The organism is Kocuria sp. (assembly GCF_030530945.1).
Classification (GTDB): Bacteria; Actinomycetota; Actinomycetes; order Actinomycetales; family Micrococcaceae; genus Kocuria.
The window spans coordinates 84,366-102,875 of the sequence record NZ_JAUMTZ010000004.1; the positions used below are offsets into that span (position 1 = coordinate 84,366).

The following is an 18,510-nucleotide window of genomic DNA, read 5'->3' on the forward strand; positions in this document are numbered from 1 at the left end:
GGTGCGCGCACGGGCCGCAGGGTGAGCGGGCGGCGTCGTCCGCGCACCCGGGGTGCTCAGGCGGTCCTGCCCAGGATGTGCTGGGCGCAGCCGCGCAGGTCCTCGTTGCGGAAGCGGTAGCCGCTGGCCAGCAACCTGCTCACGTCCACGCGCTGGCTGGCCGCCACGAGCTCCTCGGTGGCCTGCTCGCCCAGCACCACCTTGGGACCGGCCAGGGGCGTGGGGACCACCGCGGGCCGGTGCAGCACGCCGGCCACGGTCTTCGCGAAGTCCTTCTGCCGCACGGGCTGGGGAGCGGCCACGTTGTAGGGGCCCTCGGCGTCCTCGGACAGCGCCAGGTGCGCCACCACCCCGGCCATGTCGTCCAGCCCGATCCAGCTCTGCCACTGCTTCCCGCCGCCCAGCGGTCCGGAGAGGCCCGCCTCCATGAGGGGCAGCTGCGGCTTGAGCAGCCCGCCCGTGGGGGAGAGCACCAGCCCGGTGCGGACGTTGACCACGCGCATCCCGTACGCGGTGGCGCCGTGGGCGGCGCGCTCCCACTCCCGGCACACCTCGGCCAGGAAGCCCTCCCCGGAGGGCGAGTCCTCGGTGAGGACCTCGTCCCCGCGGCCCGTGCCGTAGTAGCCCACGGCGGAGGAGACCACGAGCGCCCGCGGGCGCCTCTCGGCGGGAACCTGCCCCAGGGCGCGCACCAGCAGGGCGGTGCTGTCCACGCGGGAGTCCATGATCTGCTTCCTGTTCTCGGGCGTGAACCGGGTGGCGATGCTCCTGCCGCCCAGGTGGACCACCACGTCCACCCCCTCGAGGTCGTGCGGGTCCAGCACCCCCCTGTCCGGGTCCCACCCGATGACCCCCTCACCGGTGGTGGCACCGCGCTTCATGCGAAGCACCGTGTGTCCGCCGGTCTCCAGCAGCGCGCACACCTGGGTGCCCACCAGCCCGGAGGAGCCGGCCACCGCAATGGTGAGCCGGGGGCCGTCGTGCTGGTCGTGGAAGGCCAGGTCCGCGCGCAGCTGCCGCTCCCGGTACGCGAAGATCCGGTTCAGCTGCGGGGTCATGAGACTCTCGCCCAGGTCGTTCAGCCGCCCCGCCCACTGCGGCAGCGGCCGGACCGTGACCCGGTCCTGGATGAGGGTGCCGCCGGTCTCCGTCTCCTCGAAGACGTGCCGGTGCTCCCACTCCCCCAGCGGCCCCCTGGCCATGCGGTCCGTGAAGTAGTGCGGGGGGTCCCACTCGCCGTGCTCGGCGGTCCAGGGAAGGTGCACCATGCCGAACGTGCCCGGCACGGAGATCCCCAGCTTGGCCTCGGAGCCGGGCTCGATCCCGTCCGACGGCGCCTGGCGCACCTGGTCCGGGCCCCCTCCGAACGGCGGGGTGAGCCGGGGCAGCGCCCCGGGGCGCTCGTGCCACGCGAACACCTGCTCCCGCGGCTGGGTCAGGCGGGTCTCGTGGATGTACTCGTGGGTCATGGCGCTGCTCTCCGTTCGTGAGGGGGCCTGGCGGCCGGGGTGGTTCAGCCGTTCTGCGGGACCTGGTCCACCAGCTCGTCGTCCTCGGGCTCGTCCGCCGGGCTCACGCGGCGCACCTGCTCGGAGGTGACCACGCGCTCACGACGCCGCGGCTCCAGGGACACCGGGGCTCCCGTCTCCAGGGACTTCAGCACCGCCTCGTTCACGCGCACGTCCAGCAGCCCCTCCTCACCGCTGGGCTCGGGCGCCGTGCCGCTGCGCAGGCAGTCCACGAAGTACTGGGCCTGGCCGCCGAACTGCTCCACGGGGTCGTGGGCGAAGCTCTCGGAGGATCCACCCTGGGTGAGCGTGTACTCGATGCCGGTGTCCGGACCGAAGCCGAAGCACGGCTCCGCGGAGATCTCGCCCTCCGTGCCCGCCACGGTGAAGCGCTCGGTGGCCTCGGAGGCGTAGGAGATGGTGAACTGCGCCACCCGCTCGCCCGGGAACGTGAGGGTCACGGCCACGGTGTCGTCGAAGTCGAACCCACGGCCCGGGGTGCGCACACCCTTGGCGTAGACCTCCACGGGCTCGTCGTGGAAGAGGTTGCGCACCATGTTCTGGGGGTAGGTGCCCATGTCCGGGATGGGCCCGCCCCAGTAGCCGGAGTGGCCGCGGTGGTTCTCCTCGGTGATGTCCTGGGAGAACACGGAGGAGAAGAAGCGGGGGTTGCCGATGACCTTCTGGTCCCGGACCTTCTCGATCATCTCCACGGTGCCCGGCTCCTGGTGCAACCGGTACGCGACCATGAGGGTGGCGCCGCTCTGCTCGGCGGCGTCGATGATGGCCTGGCAGTCCTCCACGGAGGTCTCCATGGGCTTCTCCAGCAGCACGTGCAGCCCGGCCTTCAGCGCGGGCTCCGCGAACTCACGGTGGCGGAACACCGGGGTGGCCACGTACACGGCATCGATGTCCCCGGACTGCAGCAGCGCGGGGTACTCCTCGTAGGAGTGCACGGCCACGCCGTACTCCTGCCCCAGCTTTTCCGCCTTCTCGGGGCTGGAGGTGACCAGGGCGGCGAGCTCTGCGTCCTCGATCCGGCTCAGGCCGGGGATGAACGCCTGCTGGGAGATCTGTCCGACACCCACCACTGCGAAGCGGACCGGGCGATCGTTGGGGATGGTGGCGACCATGGTGGTGAACCTCCGATGTCTGGGGGATTGACGTGTCACGCCCACCGATCAGTGGACTGATGACGTGTTCCGCTTCCACTCTAGGCACGCGCCACGGGGCATGTCAGTGCCCGTTCACCCACCGCGCACAGACCCCCTGCCGCCGCCGGCCCCTCCCCCGGACGCAGCCCACGGGGCGGGGTGGTCAGAGCTCCCGGGCGTTGCGCAGCACGGGAATGGCCGTGCGGGTGCGCTCCACGAGGTCCAGGTCCAGGTCCACCACCGCGTAGTCCGGGGCGGCACCCAGCGCGGCCACCACGGAACCGTCCGGTGCCGCCACCAGACTGTGCCCCACGCCGCGGGGATCGCCGTTCGGGTTGGGCTCCCCCACGGACGCGGGGTCCGCCTGGCCCACCGCCACCACGTAGGAGGTGGTGTCCAGGGCCCGGGCGCGGGCCAGCAGCTCCCACTGCTCCACCTTGCCCGGACCGTCGCCCCAGGACGCGCCCAGGACGGTGACCGTGGCGCCGTCGTGCGCCAGCCGGGTGAACAGGCGCGGGAAGCGGATGTCGTAGCAGGTGGCCACGCCCACGGTGGTGCCGCCCACGGAGAAGGTGACGGGATCCCCACCGGGGTCCACAGTGTCCGACTCCGTGAAGCCGAACGCGTCGTAGAGGTGGATCTTGGCGTAGCCGCGCACGGATCCGTCCGGCAAGGCCACGAGCGCGGTGTTGCGCACGCGCTCACCCTCACCGGGGGTGAACATCCCGGCCACGACCGCCACCGAGTGCTCGCACGCCAGCTCGGAGACGGCCGTGGCCCACGGGCCGTCGAGCGGCTCGGCGATCCCCGTGAGGCCCCGCCCGAACGCGACCATCGTGGCCTCCGGCAGCACCAGCAGGTCCGCGCCGTCCTCCCCCGCGCGGCGCACGAGGTCCGCGACCGCCCGCAGGTTCTCCCGCGGGTCGTAGGTGCTGAGCAGCTGTCCGAGTGCGATGCGCATGGTGGCCACCCTAGAGGGCACACGCCCCGGACGAGAAGGTCCCTGGGCTCCCGTCACGGACGGGGCAGGCACCCGAGGGGCAGCGCAACATCCCGTCAGGTGCCCTCGGGGTTGCTCGCCCGGTACAGCTCCTCGTCCAACAAGGACAGTCCATCGAGAGGGGGCTTCAGAACTTCCTCGATGAGCGGCACGAACGGCCTTCCGTCTGCCTCGGTGAATGCGCGGATGGGATGCACGTGGTTGACCTTCTCCAGCAGGTCGGACGCCTGTTCCACGAACTTCTCGTCAGAGATGTCCGAGTCGTTGAGCAGCGCAGAATCTCGGAGGAACGCGTGGATGCCACCAAATGCCGTCTCAACACGGGAGGGGTGGAGGAACGTGGAGGATCCCTTCGTGATGACCACGGTTCTGACCTGTCCGGCCCATTCCCACACGTCCTGGTAGAGCCTGCGGTGGATCTCCCGCAGGTGCGCGAGGTCGAACGTACCCCGCACCGGGTCACGAATAACTAGGGATGTTCCGAAGAACCTCGGTGCCCGGATAGAGGTACGGATCGTTGAACTCCCCCACCGTCAGGCCGCCTGCTCCGGGTACAGCGAGAGGTCGGCCATCTTCTGAATCAGCTCGTCCAGTCCGAACGCGCCGGCCACGTACTCACGGATGAGCTGCATGGCCGCGGCGTCAGGCAGCGCGCCCTCGAGGTCCCAGCTGGCAAGGATGTCCGTCATGGACTCCCGGCGCTCCTGCAGATCGTCGTCCGCGTGCGCGGTCATGGCGTCCTCCTGGGTGGGTGGAACAGTACGCCCTCGATGCCAGTTGGCGCGCGCCGCCCCCACCCGTGGCTACCATCGGTACCGCGCGCCAGGCACCCGGCGCCACCCCCGATCCCGGAACGAGGTTCGCATGACCGGTAGCAGGACCGCCCTCTTCGCCATCTCGGCCGTCTGGCTCGCCGTGCTGCTCACGGTGGTGCTCAGTCTGCTGCTCGGCAAGGTTCTGGTGGTCCTGGCAGTCTTCACGGGGACCACGGCACTGGTCGTGACCTGCTTCTGGGCGGTGCGCCTGCGCCGGGATCCCCAGTTGCACTGAGACCCCGGTTGAGCCCCGGTGCCGTCTGCTCAGGCGTTCCGGGCGATCCTGACCGCCTGCACGATCAGCGGGATCTGCAGCGGCAGCCTGCCCAGGGAGACCACCTGCTTGACGGCGGGCTCGTGGCGCCAGTCCCACGCCATCTTCACGTTCCCCGGCCACACGCCCACGAACAGGGCGGCCGCGGCCGCACCCCCGATCCGGCGCGTGCGCGGCACGAGCAGCAGCGCCGCCGTGGCCAGCTCGGCGTACCCGGACCCGATGGACCACTGCCGCGCCGTGCCCGGCAGCTGCTCGGGGATCAGGGCGTCGAACGGTTCGGGCTTGACCAGGTGCAGCACACCCATCCCGGTCAGCGACAGGCCGGAGAAGACGGCGGAACGGTGGGCCCTGCGGCGCGCGGTCATCAGCTTCTTTCCCATGCCCTCACCGTACCCACCGGTGCCGTTCCCCGCGGGCAGCCGCGGCCGACGACGCCGTTCCCCACCGCCGTCGGCGCGCCCTACCCTGGGAGGCGAGCAGCGACGTCGTCGAACGAGGAGGCGGAGATGGAACCCTTTGTGACACCGCAGTGGCTGGCCGAGCACCGGGACGAGGTGGTACTCGCGGACGCGCGCATGTACCTGGACGGGCGCAGCGCGGAAGCCGAGTACCTGCGCGGGCACCTGCCGGGAGCCGTGTTCGTGGACGTGAACACGGCTCTCGCCGCGCCCGCGGACCCCGCGGCGGGACGCCACCCGCTGCCCTCCCCCGAGGACTTCGCGGCAGCCATGTCCGCGGCGGGCATCGGGGACGGCACCACGGTGGTCGCGTACGACGACGCCGGCGGGGTGATGGCCGCCCGTCTCGTGTGGCTGCTGCGCACCACGGGCCACTCCGCCGCCCTGCTGGACGGCGGGCTGGCCACCGCGGCACCCGAGGAGCTGGAGCAACGCCGGGCCGAGCCGACCGCCGCGGAGTTCACCCCCGTGCCGTGGCCGCGCGAGGCGCTCGCGAGCATCGACGAGGCCGTCCACGGCCCCCTGGTGGTGGACGCCCGGGACCGCGCCCGGTACGTGGGCGGCTCCCCGGACCCCGTGGATCCCCGCTCGGGGCACATCCCCGGGGCCGTGAACGTGCCCTGCCGTGAGCACCTCACGGAGGCCGGGACCCTGCAGCCCGTCGAGGCGCTGCGCACCCGGTTCCGGGACGCGGGGGTCACGGACGCGAGCGCGATGATCTCCTACTGCGGCTCCGGGGTCACCGCGTGCCACAACCTGCTGGTGGCGGAGCACGCCGGGCTGGGCAGGGGCCGCCTGTTCCCCGGCAGCTGGTCCCAGTACTCGCACACGGACCGCCCCGTGGAGACCTCCTCCGAGAGCTGAACGCTCCGTCAGGGTGCTTACGCATGTCGTACCGCAGTGCCAAGATGGACCACACGACAGTGGCCCACGCCACGAGGACATCAGGAGGCATCACATGACTCAGCAGCCCGAGCACACGGATCCCATCGCGTCCGCCGGCCAGATCGACGACCCCGACCAGCCCACCACCGTGGAGGGCCAGGACGACTCCCGCGCCGGCCGTGACACCCAGCCGGACGAGGGCGCCACGGACGGGGACCCCGACCAACCGGGCGCCACCGGCCGCTCCGCGTCCCGTCAGGGCACTGCGGACCACGGGGCCACGGCCCACACCGCGGGCCCCGGTTCCTCCCACGAGGAGCACGGCACGCGCAACGGCCTGCCGCCCAAGGCCGTGCAGGAGACGGGCTTCCCCGTGGTCGGGGAGGACACCGTGGACGCCCAGGGCGCCCGGGACCTGGACTCCGAGGCCCTGGCGGGCACGCGAAAGTTCCAGCCCCTCCCCGGTGAGAACAACCCGAACATCTCGGACAACCCGCTGGACAGCCCCGACTACAACCCGGGCACGGACCAGGCACGAGCCGCGGCGAACCGCACCTCGGACAGCGGCGCCGCAGCGGACAGCACGGTGCAGTACGAGGACCCGGAGAACATGCCCCGCGTGGAGCCCGTGCGCCACTCCAGCATGGTCGAGGAGCGTGTGCAGCAGCAGGAGCGGGACTACGACCTCGGGACCACCGAGGACGGCGAGCGCTACCTGACCCCCAAGGACCTTCCCGGGTCCTGAACCACCGGGGGCTCCGCTCCACCCACCCCGTGAACGCCCGGCCGGACACCCCTCCGACCGGGCGTTCGCACCTCCTCACACGGCCGGGGGCTGTCTGCACACTCGGTTCCCAGCGGGCGCTGGTCCCCGCGTCCGGCGGGTTTTACGGCACCCAGGGGGTCACACTCCCCCGAGAACGCGGATTGACCGGCCGTGTCCCCCAAAGAGCGGAGCCTTCCGGCAGACCGGGATCGGTGCAGGTCAAAGTCCAGTTCTCAGCACTGCGGGGACACCTCGATGCGCATGCAGGATCACGACTCGGCCGCAACCCCCCGCTTGTCCTTGCACCAGCCGGGGAGGACGAGGAACCTGTTTGCTATGGCGAAACGCACTCTCACCCGGACCTGGCTGACCGCCGCCACCCTGCTGGGCGCCGTGGCGGTGACGGGCTGCTCGGGCGGCACCTCCTCGGAGCCTGCCCCGGCCACGAGCGCGAGCCCCGGGATGCAGCAGGGCAGCGCCGCGGACACCGCCTCGGAGGGCGCGCCCTCGGGTGGGACCACCTCGGCCTCCTCCGGTGAGGCCTCGCAGGGGGCCACCGCGGCAAGCAGCGCCGAGGTCTACGAGCTCACGAAGACCTACACGGACCCGGACGGACTCTTCACCGTGAAGTACCCGAAGGACTGGAAGGCCCAGGAGAACCGGGGGTACCTGGAGCTCAGCAGCCCGGACGGCCGGGTGACGGGCACGGTGGCCTCCACGAAGACCCACCCGCCCAAGGGCGACTGGTTCACCCGCCCCGTCCACCCGCTGATCGGCCCCGAGACCCCGCTGGGCGAGCAGCTGGACACCTCCGTGTTCACGTACTCCACCTACCTGCCGGCGCCGCCGAAGAGCGACCAGCCGGATGCGGTGCTGTGGGGGCTCACGGAGTCCGACAACAAGGGCATCGTGCGTCTGCCGGGCGGGCGGGGCCGAGCGGACATGTGGGCCGAGTTCCGGTACTCCCCCGTGAACGAGGGAAACCCCCCTCTGTCCCAGAGCAGGGGTGTGGAGCTGGTCAACGAGATCAACGGCACCGACGACGCCGGGGCCGTGGACGCCATCTTGCAGTCCGTGCGCCACGGCGGTTGAGAGGGGCAGCGCCGCAGGTCGCCACCGGTGAGGCGCGGCACGCGGAGCGGCAGGGCGGCGTCGTCCGTGGACGCGGGGTGACGCCGCTCAGGACGGCAGGACACCCATGACCAGGTTGACGGTCGCGGCCAGGATCACGGTGCTGAACATGAAGGACAGCAGGCAGTGGCGCAGGATCACGGCCCGCAGCCGGGTGGTGGAGACGTTGTTGTCCGAGACCTGGAACGTCATGCCCAGGTTGAAGGAGAAGTAGAAGAAGTCCACGTACTGCGGCGGGCCGTCCCCGTTGAAGTCGATGCCACCACGGGGTTCTCTGTAGAACTCGTGGGCGTAGCGCACGCCGTACAGCAGGTGGAGCACCGCCCAGGTGAACAGGATCCCCACCAGACCCAGCACGGCCGCCAGGGTGCGGGACTCGTCCGAGCCGCGGACCAGCACGCTGACCACGGAGACCAGGCTGACCACCCCCAGGCAGACGCCCGCGGTCTCCTGGAGGGCGGGGTGGAAGTCCTCCCGGCCCGCGTTCTGCCGGGTGCGCTGCGCATCCATGGGCCACAGGGCGGCGGTGGAGACCACCACGTACAGCACGGACACCGTGCAGACCCCCAGCAGCAGCGCCACGGAACCGCCCAGCGGCGCCCACGCGACAAGACCGGCCAGGATGCCAGCGGTGATGGCGCCGAACAGCCGCACGGGCGCGGAGGTGACCAGGGTGTGCCGGGGGCGCTGTGTCATGGTGGGGTCCGCCGCCACGAGGGCAGGCGTGTTCCTCTCTGTCGCTGTCGTGATTGTCCGGGCTGTCGATGTTCTCACGGTCCCGGATGACGCAGCCCCGTGCCCGGAAGGTCAGCCGCGGGCACGCTCGATCCGCCGGTCTGGCACGAACCACAGCACCGCCACAAGCACGTAGCAGACGATCGCACCGCCGGAGGCCACCCGGTCCCCCCACAGGCCGTGGCCCGCCGCGAGGAGGACGCCGAGCACGTACAGCCCGATCGAGACCTTTTCCTTGGAACTGGCCCCGAGCACTCCGGTGCGGCCGGCCTCCCAGGCCCGCCGGGCGGCGTCGCTGTTCGCGTTGCGGCGCAGCAGCACCAGCTGCAGGAGGTAGTAGGAGCAGGCCGCGGCGAGCAGCACCACCCCGTAAGCGAGCAGCGGGACCGGGGCCAGGCCGCTCTCGTCCACCCATCCGGTGGTGAACGGGAACAGACTGATCCAGAACATCAGGAGCAGGTTGGCCCACAGAGTGGTGCCGTCCACCTCGTCCACCACCTGGAAGAGGTGGTGGTGGTTGTTCCAGTAGATGCCCACGTACACGAAGCTCACCGCGTACCCCAGCAGCCCCACCCCCGAGGTGCTCCACAGGTCCGCGAGGGTTTCCCCCTCGGGGGGCTTCAGCTCCAGCACCATGATGGTGATGACGATCGCGAGGACCGCATCGCTGAACGCTTCAATGCGCGTGGTGCTCATGAGGAGCGCCTTTCCGTGAGGGCGGGGGTGGGGTGCGGCGCGGAGGTCAGTCCCGCTCGGAGTCCAGGGGCTCGTGGGTGCGCTCGGCCTCCTGGGCGCGGGCGTGGCTGTCCACGAGCAGCTGGTAGTTGGGGAACATCTCGGACCAGATGGCCATCCAGTCCATGGCGTCGTCGCGGTGCCAGGTCTTCTGCACCTCGGAGACCACCGCGGGGGTGTCGATGGGCACGATACCGGCCTGGACGATGCGCGCCATGGTGATCTCCTGCGCCTGCTTGGAGTAGGTTCCGGAGGCGTCCACCACGCAGAACACCTGGTACCCCTCGGCCACGGCGGACAGCGCCGGGAACGCCATGCACACGCTGGTGATGGTGCCGGCGATGATGAGCTGCTTCTTGCCCGTGGCCTTCACGGCGTCCAAGAAATCCTGGCAGTCCCAGGAGTTCACCTCACCGCGCCGGGCCACGTAGGTGGCGTGCGGGGCGATCTCGTGGATCTCGGGGATCATCGGACCGTTGGGGCCCTGGGGAACGGATGCCGTGGTGACCACCGGCATGTGGACCTTGGCCGCCATGCGGGCCAGCACCGTCACGTTGCGGCGCAGCGTGGGCAGGGGCATGTCCGCGACGGTCTGGAAGAGACCCGTCTGGTGGTCGATGAGAAGCAGTGCGGCGTCGTCCGGACGGATCACGGGGGAGGCGCCGTCGAAGTTGGCTGGAGCGGTCATGGCAGAACTCTTTCCGTCGCAGTTATGTGACCTTGCACCTACATCGTAGAGGCCCGACCGGGACCGCTGCCCCCGTGTCCAGCGTTTCCCGGTGGGGCCTGCCCGAGCTGCGGGCGGCGGCATCCCCTCAGCGCAGGGCCAGCGGGAGGTCCTCCAGCAGCCGCAGCCAGATCTCGGACGCGGTGGGGTAGCTCGGCACGGCGTGGCGCAGCACGCTCACCGGGACCTGCCCCACCACGGCGACGGTGGCGGCGTGGACCAGCTCCGCCGCGTCCGGGCCCACGAACGTGGCCCCCAGCAGGGCCCCCGAGTTCCTGTCCACCACGAGCTTGGCGCGCCCGGCGGCGCCGTCCCGCAGCAGGGCGGCACCCGCGGCGGCGGTGATCGGCGCCTCGGCCGTGACGACGTCGCGCCCGGCCTCCCGCGCGGCCCGCTCGGTCATGCCCACCGCCCCCACCTGGGGGTCCGTGAAGACGGCCTGCGGGACGGGAACCGGTCCGGCGGGGGCGGTCTCGGGAACGCCTGCCAGGCGGGAGCCGAGCACGCGGGCCTCGTACTTGCCCATGTGGGTCAGGAGGGCGTCACCCTTGGCGTCACCGACCGCGTGCAGCCAGTCGGGCAGCCGCCCTTCCCGCACCTGCTCCGGGGTGACGCCCACCGAGTCCAGCCCCAGATCCGTGAGCCGCGGCGTGCGACCGGTGGCCGCCAGCACCTCGTCCACCGTCAGCTCACCGCGCGTGGTGCGCAGCCGGACCGAGCCGCCGTGGATCCGGCCGAGCCCGGCGTCCTGGGCATCCTCGCGGGTGGCCTCCCGGACCTCGGTCTCCAGCTGGACGTCCACGCCGACGCTCTCCAGGGAGGTCCGCACCAGCTCGCCCACGAACGGCTCGTTGCCGGCCAGCAGCGCCGCCCCGCGCACGAGCAGGGTGACCCGGGAGCCCAGTGCCGCCAGCCACGTGGCCGCTTCCACGGCCACCACGCCTCCGCCCACCACGGCGATGCTGCCGGGCACCTCCACGATCCCGGTGGCGTCCCGGGAGGTCCAGGGATGCAGGTCCTCGAACGCGGGCGGGACCACGGCGGCGGAGCCCGTGGCCAGCACCACGGCCTTCCGGGCCGTCAGCGTGCGGCTCTGCCCGTCCCCGGTCACGCGCACCCGCCGGGGGCCCACGATCTCACCGCGGCCCCGGACCACGCGCAGACCGGCGCCCTCGGCCCAGCGGACCTGCCCGGCGTCGTCGTAGTGGGAGACCCACGCGTCCCGGCGGGCGAGCAGGTCCTTTCCCACCACGTCCGGGGAGTCCACGCCCGCCAGGTGCTGCGCGGTGTGCGCGACCTCCACCGGGCGCAGCAGGGCCTTGCTCGGCATGCAGGCGTAGTAGGAGCAGTCTCCGCCCAGCAGGGACTCCTCCACGACCACGGCGGACAGCCCGCCCTCGTGCGCGCACTGCGCCACGTTCTCCCCCGCGGGCCCGCCCCCGAGCACGACGACGTCCGCGACGTCCTCCGCGCTCGCGTCGGCGTCCGGGGTGGCCTGGTTCGTGGTGGTCATGGGGGGCTCCGTTCGTTGCTGGTGTGGGGCGAGTCTAGAAGCAAGAAGGGCATCCCCACGGCTCTGCGGTGGCCGGCAGCGGTCCGGAGCGCGCGAGAAGCAGCACGGCCCTAAGGCGATGTGTGCCAGCGGCCGGAGGCCTCCTCCGGGAAGACGTTCATCCAGTAGTCCGGCAGCACATCCCGCAATGCCTTCCACACGACCTGTGTGGGGTCCTCCGGAGAAGCGACGCCGACCAGAACCTCGGGTCCGTGCACGGCCAGCCGCTCCCGACACACTCCGCAGGGGCTGAGAACCAGGAACCGCCCGTCACCATCACGGTGAAGACACACGGACGCCACCACAGCCTGGTTCAGACGGAACGCCCCCGCGTACGGCTCGATCTCGTGGCAGACCTCCACGGCCGGGTTCACCGCATTCGGAGTGGTGCCGGTGAGAATGGTTCCGTCGGCCAGCAGCATCGCGGCGGCGCCGCGCTCCTCGCCCTGCGGGAAGCGCGCGTCGATGAGTGCTGCACAGGCCCTGAGGGTGTCATCCAGGTGCTCACGATTCATGCACCGACTCTAAGCGCCGAGTTCAGGGCCGGACTGCCGCCGCCCCATTCCTGCACACCCCACCAGACCGCGGGTCACTGCCCCCCGAGAGGCTTCGGCGGGCGTGGCCGTCCCCAGGCAGTGCCGCAGCCGGGAGAGGAGGTCCTCGAAGGACTCGTCCCACCGCCACGCCTCGTACGCCGTGGTGGCGCAGGCGAAGGCCAGGTTCACATAGAGGGCGCCGTCCACGCCCCGCTCCCAGTCCACGTCCTGCCGGTCACGGACCCACTCGTCCAGGTCGTGACGGAAGAGGTTGCCGAAGGCCTGCGCGAACCGGAGCAGGTCGGGGTCGGCCCGCTTCAGCCGGCGCTGCAGGACCATGCGATCCCGGAGCATCTCCACGAAGTCCAGGGTGATCGCCGTCAGGGCGGGCCACAACGGGTCCTCCGTGTGCTCCTCCATGGTGGCGCGCCAGTGGTCACGGTCGCTGGGGTCCGGGTCGAAGACCACGGCCTCCTTACCGGTGAAGTAGTTGAAGAACGTCCCCCGGGACACCCCGGCGGCCTGGGCGATCTGCGTCACCGTGGTCTCGGCGTACCCCCGCTCCTCGAACAGTCGCAGTGCCGCGGCGCGGATGCCCCGCCAGGTCTCGAGCTTCTTGTCCGCACGGGTCGCCACGTCCACTCCGATCTTGTACCAGTCCAGAATTCAAGTTTAGACTAGTACAACTTCGGGCGGACACCACCTGCCGCCCGCCACCGCAGCAGGAGACAGTATGAGCACGGTCTACACGGTTCCGGACCAGAGCGGGCGGCGCTTTCTCGTCACCGGCGCCAACAGCGGCCTGGGCAGGGAGGTCACGCGCCGCCTCGCGAAGGCGGGCGCCGGCGTCGTCATGGCGTGCCGCTCGCAGAAGAAGGCCGAGGCTGCGCGTCAGGAGATCCTGAGCGAGGTTCCCGGCGCGGATCTGGAGATCGCGCCTCTGGACCTGGCCGACCTCGGCAGCGTCCACGCCCTGGCGGAGAGCATCGAGAGCAGCGGCCGGGGTCTGGACGTCCTGGTCAACAACGCCGGCGTCATGATGCCACCGGAGCGCATGCTCACCACGGACGGACACGAGCTCCAGTGGGGCAGCAACTTCCTGGGGCACTTCGTCCTCACGAACCTGCTGCTGCCCGTCCTGCTGCGGAGCACGACGCCGCGCGTCACCACCATGACGAGCCTCGCCGCCAAGACCGCGTCCATCGACTTCGCGGACCTGGAGTCCACCCGGAAGTACTCGTCGCAGGGTGCCTACGGGCAGTCGAAGCTCGGGAACCTGCTGATGGGGCTGCACCTGGCGCGGGTCTCCCGCGAGCGCGGCTGGGGCCTGGTCTCCACCACGGCCCACCCGGGGTTCACCAGCACAAACCTGCAGTCGGCCGGACCGTCCCTGGGTTCGGGCCGCTCCACCCTGGCCACGCGCGTCATGTCCCTGGGTGTCCTGCCGTTCATGGAGACGCCCCAGGGTGCCAGCCCCGAGCTGATGGCGGCCACGGATCCTCACGCCGCGAACGGCGGCTTCTACGGCCCGGACGGCCGCCTCGGCATCACGGGCGACGCCACCCAGGTCCCGGTATACCGCAGCGCCCAGGGCCCCACGCTCGCCGAGAGCCTCTGGGCCGTGGCCGCGCGAGAGACTGGCGTGGATCTGCCGCGCCCGTGAACAGTGCGTGGGGCGGGAAGAACCGCCCCACGCCTCCCGACCCCTACCCCCGGAACGCCCCCGCCAGGTTCCGCGCACCGGAAGCCAGCAGGGCGACGTCGGCGCCCACGTTCACGAAGTCCGCACCCGCGGCGAGGTAGTCCCGCGCCTGGTCCTGGGCGAACGCGTTGACGCCCACGAACTTGCCCGCCCCCTGCACGGCGGCGATCGCGTGCTTCACGGCGGCGACGACGTCCGGGTGGGCCTGCTGACCGATCAGACCCATGGAGGCGGCGAGGTCCGAGGGGCCCACGAACACGCCGTCCACACCGTCCACCGCCGCGATCTCCTCGATGGCCGCCACGGACGCCGCGGACTCCGCCTGCACCACCAGCGTGATGGTTTCCCTGGCGCGCGGCAGGTAGCCGGGGATTCCTCCCCAACGGCCCGAGCGCGCGAGTGCCGCGCCCACGCCGCGCACACCGGCGGCAGGGTAGGCCACGGCCCGCGCGGCGGCCTCCGCCTCCGCGACCGAGTCCACCATGGGCACTATCAGCGACTGCACCCCGAGGTCCAGGTACTGCTTGATGAGCACCTCGTCGTTGGCGGGAACCCGCACCACGGACAGCGTGGGGTACCCGGCGATGGTCCGCAGCTGCGCCTGGACGCTCTCCAGGGACAGCGGCGAGTGCTCGCCGTCCACCAGCAGGTAGTCGAAGCCCGCGCCCGCGCAGATCTCCGCCGCGGTGGGGTCCCCGGAGGACAGGAAGATGCCCGTGACCGGGTCCTGCGGCGTGCGCGGCAGCGCGAAGAGGTCCTTGAGGCTCGGCAGCACGCCGGGCAGGTTGGCCGCGTCCGGCGCGCGGAACGTGTGGATCAGCTCGTTCACTCGAAGCGACACGTGATGGCTCCCAACTGTCCGTAGTCCGCGTGGACGGTGTCCCCGGGGTGCACCCACATGGGTTTGGTGAAGGACCCGGCCAGCACGATGCTCCCGGCCTCCAGCGCGTCCCCGTGCGCCGCGAGCTTGTTCGCGAGCCACGCCACGCCGTTCGCCGGGTGGTTCAGCACGGCGGCGGCCACGCCCGTGTCCTCCAGGGTCTCGTTGCGGTACAGCAGCGCGGACACCCAGCGCAGGTCCACGGCATCGGGAGCCACGGGGTTGCCGCCGTACACCATCCCGCCCAGGGCGGCGTTGTCCGAGATGGTGTCCACGATGGTGCGACCCTCCATCTGGATCCGCGAGCTCAGGATCTCCAGCGCCGGCACCACGTACTCCGTGGCCCGCAGCACGTCGAAGATGCTCGTGTGCGGCCCGCGCAGCTCGTCCCTGAGCACGAACGCGAGCTCCACCTCGATCCGCACGTTCGAGTACTGCCCGTGCTCGATCACCGAGCCGTTCTCGTGCACCTGGTCCGCGAAGATCGCACCGTAGTCCGGCTCCGTGATCCCCGTGGCCTCCTGCATGACCTTGGAGGTCAGCCCGATCTTGCGCCCCACGAGCCGCCGCCCGGACTCCTGCGCGCGCCGGCGCCACTCGTTCTGCACCGCGTAGGAGTCCTCCACGGTCATCTCCGGGTAGCGCGCGGTGAGCCGCTCCACCATCGTGCGGTTCGCCTCCGCGGCGGCCAGTTCGTCCGCGATGGCCACCACGCGTTCGTGCTCCAGCATGTCCCTGCCTTTCGGTTCGTGCCTGCTCGGGGGACGACGACGCCGCCCGCCCACGCAGCGGGGCGAGCGGCGTCGTCGTGGCGGGTCAGAGCTGGTGACCCATCTTGTACTCGCCCTGCTTCCACTCGGGCATGGAGTCCTCGCCCTCGGAGGGACGGGTGTAGGAGAAGCCGTCCGCGCCGATGGTCACGGCCATCTCGGACTCGTCCGTGCGCGCCACCACGGGCTGCGGGTTGCCGTCCAGGTCGAGCACCAGGGAGGCGTCCGTGTACCAGGACGGGACCACGGGGGTGCCCCACCAGTCGCGGCGCTGGTTGTCGTGGACGTCCCACGTGACCACGGGGTTGTCCGGGTCACCGGTGTAGTAGTCCTGCGTGTAGATCTCCACGCGGTGCCCGTCCGGGTCCCGGAGGTAGAGGTAGAACGCGTTGGACACGCCGTGGCGGCCGGGGCCGCGCTCGATCATGTCCGAGCGGCGCAGCGCCCCGAGCTTGTCGCAGATGGCCAGGATGTTGTGCTTCTCGTGGGTCGCGAAGGCCACGTGGTGCATCCGGGGCCCGTCCCCGCCGGTCATGGCGGTGTCGTGGACGGTGGGCTTGCGTCGCATCCACGCGGCGTAGACCGTGCCCTCCTCGTCCTGGATGTCCTCGGTCACGCGGAAGCCCAGGTCCTGCATGAACTTGGTGGCGCGGGGGACGTCCGGGGTGACCTGGTTGAAGTGGTCCAGGCGCACCAGGGCCCCCGGGGTGTAGAGGTCGTAGCGCCAGGCCAGGCGCTCCACGTGCGCCACGTCGTGGAAGAACTCGTACGGGAAGCCCAGCGGGTCCTCCACCCGCACGGAGTCCCCGATGCCCTTGGTGAAGCCCTCGCTGCGGCGCTCCACACGGCAGCCGAGCTCCTCGTAGAAGGCCACGGCGCGGTCCAGGTCCTCGGGGCTGCGCACGCGGTAGGAGAACGCGGCCACCGCGGCCTGCGGGCCCTTGCGGAGCACCAGGTTGTGGTGGATGAACTCCTCGATCGAGCGCAGGTAGACGGTGTCCTCGTCCTCCTCCGTGACCGTGAGACCCAGCACGTCCACGTAGAACTCGCGGGACTTCGCGAGGTCCGTGACCACGAGCTCCATGTACGCGCAGCGCAGGATGTCCGGGGCCGGGACAGAGGGGGTCTTGACGGGGTTGTCGGTGGTGATCGGTGCTTCCTGCGAAACGTAGAAGCCCGAGGACGTCATTGTCCGGTCAGCGGGATTCGTCATGATGTGTCCTTCGTGGTGAGGGTGACGTGGTCAGTGGGGTCGTGGAGCCGGGGCGGACGAGCCGGCCCGGCGCAGCCGCGAGGGGATCAGCCGTCCGCCTTCGCGGCGGCGTCCTCCTGCTTGCCGAACACCGGGTTGTGGACCTCACCCAGGTTGATGTGCACGGCCTGCTGGTCGGTGTAGAAGTCGATCGAGCGGTAGCCGCCCTCGTGGCCCAGCCCGGAGGCCTTCACGCCGCCGAACGGGGTGCGCAGGTCACGCACGTTGTTGGAGTTCAGCCACACCATGCCGGCCTCCACGTTCTGCGCGAAGTTGTGGGCACGCTTGAGGTCGCTCGTCCAGATGTAGGCGGCCAGCCCGTACTTGGTGTTGTTGGCGAGCTCCAGGGCCTCGTCCTCCGTGTCGAACGGGGTGATGGCCACCACGGGGCCGAAGATCTCCTCCTGGAAGATCCGGGCGTCCGGGGCCACGTCCACGAACACCGTGGGCGCCACGTAGTTGCCGGTCTCGAAGCCCTCGGGACGCCCGCCACCGGCCACCAGACGGGCCTCCTGCTTGCCGATCTCCACGTAGGACATGACCTTCTCGTAGTGCTCCGGGTGCACCAGAGCGCCCACCTCGGTGGCGGGGTCGGAGGGCAGGCCCACCTTCACCCGCTTGGCCTGTGCGGCGTAGCGCTCCACGAACTCGTCGTAGATCCCGCGCTGGACCAGGATGCGCGAGCCCGCGGTGCAGCGCTCGCCGTTGAGGGAGAACACGCCGAAGATCGTGGCGTTGACGGCCGCTTCCAGGTCCGCGTCCTCGAAGACCACGGCCGGGGACTTTCCGCCCAGCTCCATGGACAGGCCCTTCAGGTACGGGGCGGCGTTGGCGAAGATGATCTGCCCGGTGCGGGACTCACCCGTGAAGGAGATCAGGGGCACGTCCGGGTGCTTCACCAGGGAGTCTCCGGCGTAGCCCTCCTCGCCGAAGCCGTTGACCAGGTTGAAGACACCAGCGGGCACACCGGCCTCCTCGAAGATCCCCGGCCACAGGGACGCGGACAGCGGGGTGAACTCGGCGGGCTTGAGCACCACGCAGTTGCCCGTGGCGAGCGCGGGGCCCAGCTTCCAGGACTCCAGCATGAACGGGGTGTTCCACGGGGTGATCAGACCGGCCACGCCGATGGGCTTGCGGTTCACGTAGTTCACCTGGCGCCCGGGGACCTTGTAGGCGTCGTCCACCTGGGCCACGATCAGGTCCGCGAAGAAGCGGAAGTTCTCGGCCGCCCGGCGGGCCTGGCCCAGTGCCTGGGTGATGGGCAGCCCGGAGTCGTAGGACTCCATGGCGGCCAGCTGGTCCCCGCGGGACTCCACGATGTCCGCGACCCGGTGCAGGATCCGCGAGCGCTCCCGGGGGAGCATGGTGGGCCACGGCCCCTCCTCGAACGCCTTCTTCGCGGCGGCCACGGCGGCCTCGACGTCCGCCTTCTTGCCGGAGGCGGCCGTGATGTAGGGCTCGTTGGTCACGGGGTTGAGCACGTCGAAGGTGTCCCCGTCGATCGAGTCCACCCACTCGCCGCCGATGTAGTGGCGGATGGAATCGGGGAGGTTCTCGGGCTTGGTGTCCTGCAGGGCTGCCATGTGATGACTCCTTGAATCAGTGCGAATCAGTGGGACTGCTGTCG

Annotated in this window: 21 protein-coding genes; 5 read left to right on the forward strand and 16 right to left on the reverse strand. The window is 70.9% G+C overall.

All coding sequences use genetic code 11. The annotated features are described in order from the left end of the window. Positions 1–56 precede the first annotated feature (56 nt). The 5 genes from Q4A22_RS05500 to Q4A22_RS05520 form a co-directional block, all read right to left on the reverse strand. Entirely contained in the window at positions 57–1,469 is a 1,413-nt protein-coding gene (locus Q4A22_RS05500) for a TIGR01777 family oxidoreductase (protein WP_303177732.1), read from the reverse strand. 44 nt (positions 1,470–1,513) lie between these two features. Then, positions 1,514–2,641 carry a Gfo/Idh/MocA family protein gene (locus Q4A22_RS05505; protein ID WP_303177733.1) on the reverse strand — a complete coding sequence of 376 codons (1,128 nt, stop codon included), beginning with the start codon at positions 2,639–2,641 and terminating at the stop codon, positions 1,514–1,516. 184 nt (positions 2,642–2,825) lie between these two features. Continuing rightward, positions 2,826–3,623 carry a carbon-nitrogen hydrolase family protein gene (locus Q4A22_RS05510; protein WP_303177734.1) on the reverse strand — a complete coding sequence of 266 codons (798 nt, stop codon included), beginning with the start codon at positions 3,621–3,623 and terminating at the stop codon, positions 2,826–2,828. Positions 3,624–3,718: 95 nt separating this feature from the next. Then, positions 3,719–4,117 (reverse strand): Fic family protein, encoded by a 399-nt coding sequence (locus tag Q4A22_RS05515; protein ID WP_303177735.1) that lies wholly within the window; start codon positions 4,115–4,117, stop codon positions 3,719–3,721. Positions 4,118–4,195: 78 nt separating this feature from the next. Continuing rightward, the gene (locus Q4A22_RS05520) at positions 4,196–4,396 is read right to left on the reverse strand and encodes a hypothetical protein (RefSeq protein WP_303177736.1); all 201 of its coding nucleotides are present in this window, start codon (positions 4,394–4,396) and stop codon (positions 4,196–4,198) included. Positions 4,397–4,526: 130 nt separating this feature from the next. Here Q4A22_RS05520 and Q4A22_RS05525 point away from each other — a divergent pair, with 130 nt between their 5' ends. After that, positions 4,527–4,712: a hypothetical protein gene (locus Q4A22_RS05525; protein ID WP_303177737.1), complete on the forward strand. Its 186-nt coding sequence runs from the start codon at positions 4,527–4,529 to the stop codon at positions 4,710–4,712. A gap of 29 nt (positions 4,713–4,741) precedes the next feature. Here Q4A22_RS05525 and Q4A22_RS05530 read toward each other — a convergent pair whose 3' ends face one another. Beyond that, positions 4,742–5,134, reverse strand: coding sequence for a hypothetical protein (locus Q4A22_RS05530; protein WP_303177738.1), 393 nt, complete (start codon positions 5,132–5,134; stop codon positions 4,742–4,744). A 126-nt stretch (positions 5,135–5,260) separates the two neighbouring features. On the opposite strand from Q4A22_RS05530, the gene Q4A22_RS05535 reads away from it, so the two are divergent. The 3 genes from Q4A22_RS05535 to Q4A22_RS05545 all read left to right on the forward strand — a co-directional run bounded on the left by Q4A22_RS05535 (position 5,261) and on the right by Q4A22_RS05545 (position 7,955). Continuing rightward, positions 5,261–6,076 (forward strand): sulfurtransferase, encoded by an 816-nt coding sequence (locus Q4A22_RS05535; RefSeq protein ID WP_303177739.1) that lies wholly within the window; start codon positions 5,261–5,263, stop codon positions 6,074–6,076. A gap of 94 nt (positions 6,077–6,170) precedes the next feature. Continuing rightward, positions 6,171–6,842 (forward strand): hypothetical protein, encoded by a 672-nt coding sequence (locus Q4A22_RS05540; protein ID WP_303177740.1) that lies wholly within the window; start codon positions 6,171–6,173, stop codon positions 6,840–6,842. 357 nt (positions 6,843–7,199) lie between these two features. Further along, positions 7,200–7,955 (forward strand): hypothetical protein, encoded by a 756-nt coding sequence (locus Q4A22_RS05545; protein WP_303177741.1) that lies wholly within the window; start codon positions 7,200–7,202, stop codon positions 7,953–7,955. An 87-nt stretch (positions 7,956–8,042) separates the two neighbouring features. On the opposite strand, the gene Q4A22_RS05550 is transcribed toward Q4A22_RS05545, so the two are convergent. The 6 genes from Q4A22_RS05550 to Q4A22_RS05575 form a co-directional block, all read right to left on the reverse strand. After that, complete coding sequence (locus Q4A22_RS05550; RefSeq protein ID WP_303177742.1) at positions 8,043–8,690, reverse strand: DUF1345 domain-containing protein; 648 nt, start codon at positions 8,688–8,690, stop codon at positions 8,043–8,045. Between the two features lie 111 nt (positions 8,691–8,801). After that, positions 8,802–9,425: a TMEM175 family protein gene (locus Q4A22_RS05555; RefSeq protein ID WP_303177743.1), complete on the reverse strand. Its 624-nt coding sequence runs from the start codon at positions 9,423–9,425 to the stop codon at positions 8,802–8,804. Positions 9,426–9,471: 46 nt separating this feature from the next. Beyond that, positions 9,472–10,152, reverse strand: coding sequence for an isochorismatase family protein (locus tag Q4A22_RS05560; protein WP_303177744.1), 681 nt, complete (start codon positions 10,150–10,152; stop codon positions 9,472–9,474). Between the two features lie 127 nt (positions 10,153–10,279). Then, positions 10,280–11,704 (reverse strand): NAD(P)/FAD-dependent oxidoreductase, encoded by a 1,425-nt coding sequence (locus Q4A22_RS05565; RefSeq protein ID WP_303177745.1) that lies wholly within the window; start codon positions 11,702–11,704, stop codon positions 10,280–10,282. Positions 11,705–11,814: 110 nt separating this feature from the next. Then, positions 11,815–12,258: a cytidine deaminase gene (locus Q4A22_RS05570; RefSeq protein WP_303177746.1), complete on the reverse strand. Its 444-nt coding sequence runs from the start codon at positions 12,256–12,258 to the stop codon at positions 11,815–11,817. 9 nt (positions 12,259–12,267) lie between these two features. Continuing rightward, positions 12,268–12,921, reverse strand: a complete 654-nt coding sequence (locus Q4A22_RS05575; protein WP_303177747.1) for a TetR/AcrR family transcriptional regulator — start codon at positions 12,919–12,921, stop codon at positions 12,268–12,270. Positions 12,922–13,012: 91 nt separating this feature from the next. Here Q4A22_RS05575 and Q4A22_RS05580 point away from each other — a divergent pair, with 91 nt between their 5' ends. Further along, complete coding sequence (locus tag Q4A22_RS05580; protein WP_303177748.1) at positions 13,013–13,942, forward strand: SDR family oxidoreductase; 930 nt, start codon at positions 13,013–13,015, stop codon at positions 13,940–13,942. A gap of 43 nt (positions 13,943–13,985) precedes the next feature. Here Q4A22_RS05580 and Q4A22_RS05585 read toward each other — a convergent pair whose 3' ends face one another. The 4 genes from Q4A22_RS05585 to hpaE all read right to left on the reverse strand — a co-directional run bounded on the left by Q4A22_RS05585 (position 13,986) and on the right by hpaE (position 18,466). Beyond that, a complete protein-coding gene (locus Q4A22_RS05585; protein ID WP_303177891.1) occupies positions 13,986–14,756 on the reverse strand; it encodes an HpcH/HpaI aldolase/citrate lyase family protein in 771 nt (256 codons plus the stop codon). A 50-nt stretch (positions 14,757–14,806) separates the two neighbouring features. Next, positions 14,807–15,592, reverse strand: coding sequence for a fumarylacetoacetate hydrolase family protein (locus tag Q4A22_RS05590; protein ID WP_303177749.1), 786 nt, complete (start codon positions 15,590–15,592; stop codon positions 14,807–14,809). 85 nt (positions 15,593–15,677) lie between these two features. Then, a complete protein-coding gene (gene hpaD, locus Q4A22_RS05595) occupies positions 15,678–16,844 on the reverse strand; it encodes a 3,4-dihydroxyphenylacetate 2,3-dioxygenase (RefSeq protein ID WP_303177750.1) in 1,167 nt (388 codons plus the stop codon). Between the two features lie 86 nt (positions 16,845–16,930). Continuing rightward, complete coding sequence (gene hpaE, locus Q4A22_RS05600; protein WP_303177751.1) at positions 16,931–18,466, reverse strand: 5-carboxymethyl-2-hydroxymuconate semialdehyde dehydrogenase; 1,536 nt, start codon at positions 18,464–18,466, stop codon at positions 16,931–16,933. Positions 18,467–18,510: the final 44 nt, after the last annotated feature.

Coding starts and splice junctions, on each gene's coding strand:
- Q4A22_RS05500 (WP_303177732.1), bottom strand. CDS start 1,469: ATGACCCACGAGTACATCCACGAGACCCGCCTGACCCAGCCGCGGGAG.
- Q4A22_RS05505 (WP_303177733.1), bottom strand. CDS start 2,641: ATGGTCGCCACCATCCCCAACGATCGCCCGGTCCGCTTCGCAGTGGTG.
- Q4A22_RS05510 (WP_303177734.1), bottom strand. CDS start 3,623: ATGCGCATCGCACTCGGACAGCTGCTCAGCACCTACGACCCGCGGGAG.
- Q4A22_RS05520 (WP_303177736.1), bottom strand. CDS start 4,396: ATGACCGCGCACGCGGACGACGATCTGCAGGAGCGCCGGGAGTCCATG.
- Q4A22_RS05525 (WP_303177737.1), top strand. CDS start 4,527: ATGACCGGTAGCAGGACCGCCCTCTTCGCCATCTCGGCCGTCTGGCTC.
- Q4A22_RS05530 (WP_303177738.1), bottom strand. CDS start 5,134: ATGGGAAAGAAGCTGATGACCGCGCGCCGCAGGGCCCACCGTTCCGCC.
- Q4A22_RS05535 (WP_303177739.1), top strand. CDS start 5,261: ATGGAACCCTTTGTGACACCGCAGTGGCTGGCCGAGCACCGGGACGAG.
- Q4A22_RS05540 (WP_303177740.1), top strand. CDS start 6,171: ATGACTCAGCAGCCCGAGCACACGGATCCCATCGCGTCCGCCGGCCAG.
- Q4A22_RS05545 (WP_303177741.1), top strand. CDS start 7,200: ATGGCGAAACGCACTCTCACCCGGACCTGGCTGACCGCCGCCACCCTG.
- Q4A22_RS05550 (WP_303177742.1), bottom strand. CDS start 8,690: ATGACACAGCGCCCCCGGCACACCCTGGTCACCTCCGCGCCCGTGCGG.
- Q4A22_RS05555 (WP_303177743.1), bottom strand. CDS start 9,425: ATGAGCACCACGCGCATTGAAGCGTTCAGCGATGCGGTCCTCGCGATC.
- Q4A22_RS05560 (WP_303177744.1), bottom strand. CDS start 10,152: ATGACCGCTCCAGCCAACTTCGACGGCGCCTCCCCCGTGATCCGTCCG.
- Q4A22_RS05565 (WP_303177745.1), bottom strand. CDS start 11,704: ATGACCACCACGAACCAGGCCACCCCGGACGCCGACGCGAGCGCGGAG.
- Q4A22_RS05570 (WP_303177746.1), bottom strand. CDS start 12,258: ATGAATCGTGAGCACCTGGATGACACCCTCAGGGCCTGTGCAGCACTC.
- Q4A22_RS05580 (WP_303177748.1), top strand. CDS start 13,013: ATGAGCACGGTCTACACGGTTCCGGACCAGAGCGGGCGGCGCTTTCTC.
- Q4A22_RS05590 (WP_303177749.1), bottom strand. CDS start 15,592: ATGCTGGAGCACGAACGCGTGGTGGCCATCGCGGACGAACTGGCCGCC.
- hpaD (WP_303177750.1), bottom strand. CDS start 16,844: ATGACGAATCCCGCTGACCGGACAATGACGTCCTCGGGCTTCTACGTT.
- hpaE (WP_303177751.1), bottom strand. CDS start 18,466: ATGGCAGCCCTGCAGGACACCAAGCCCGAGAACCTCCCCGATTCCATC.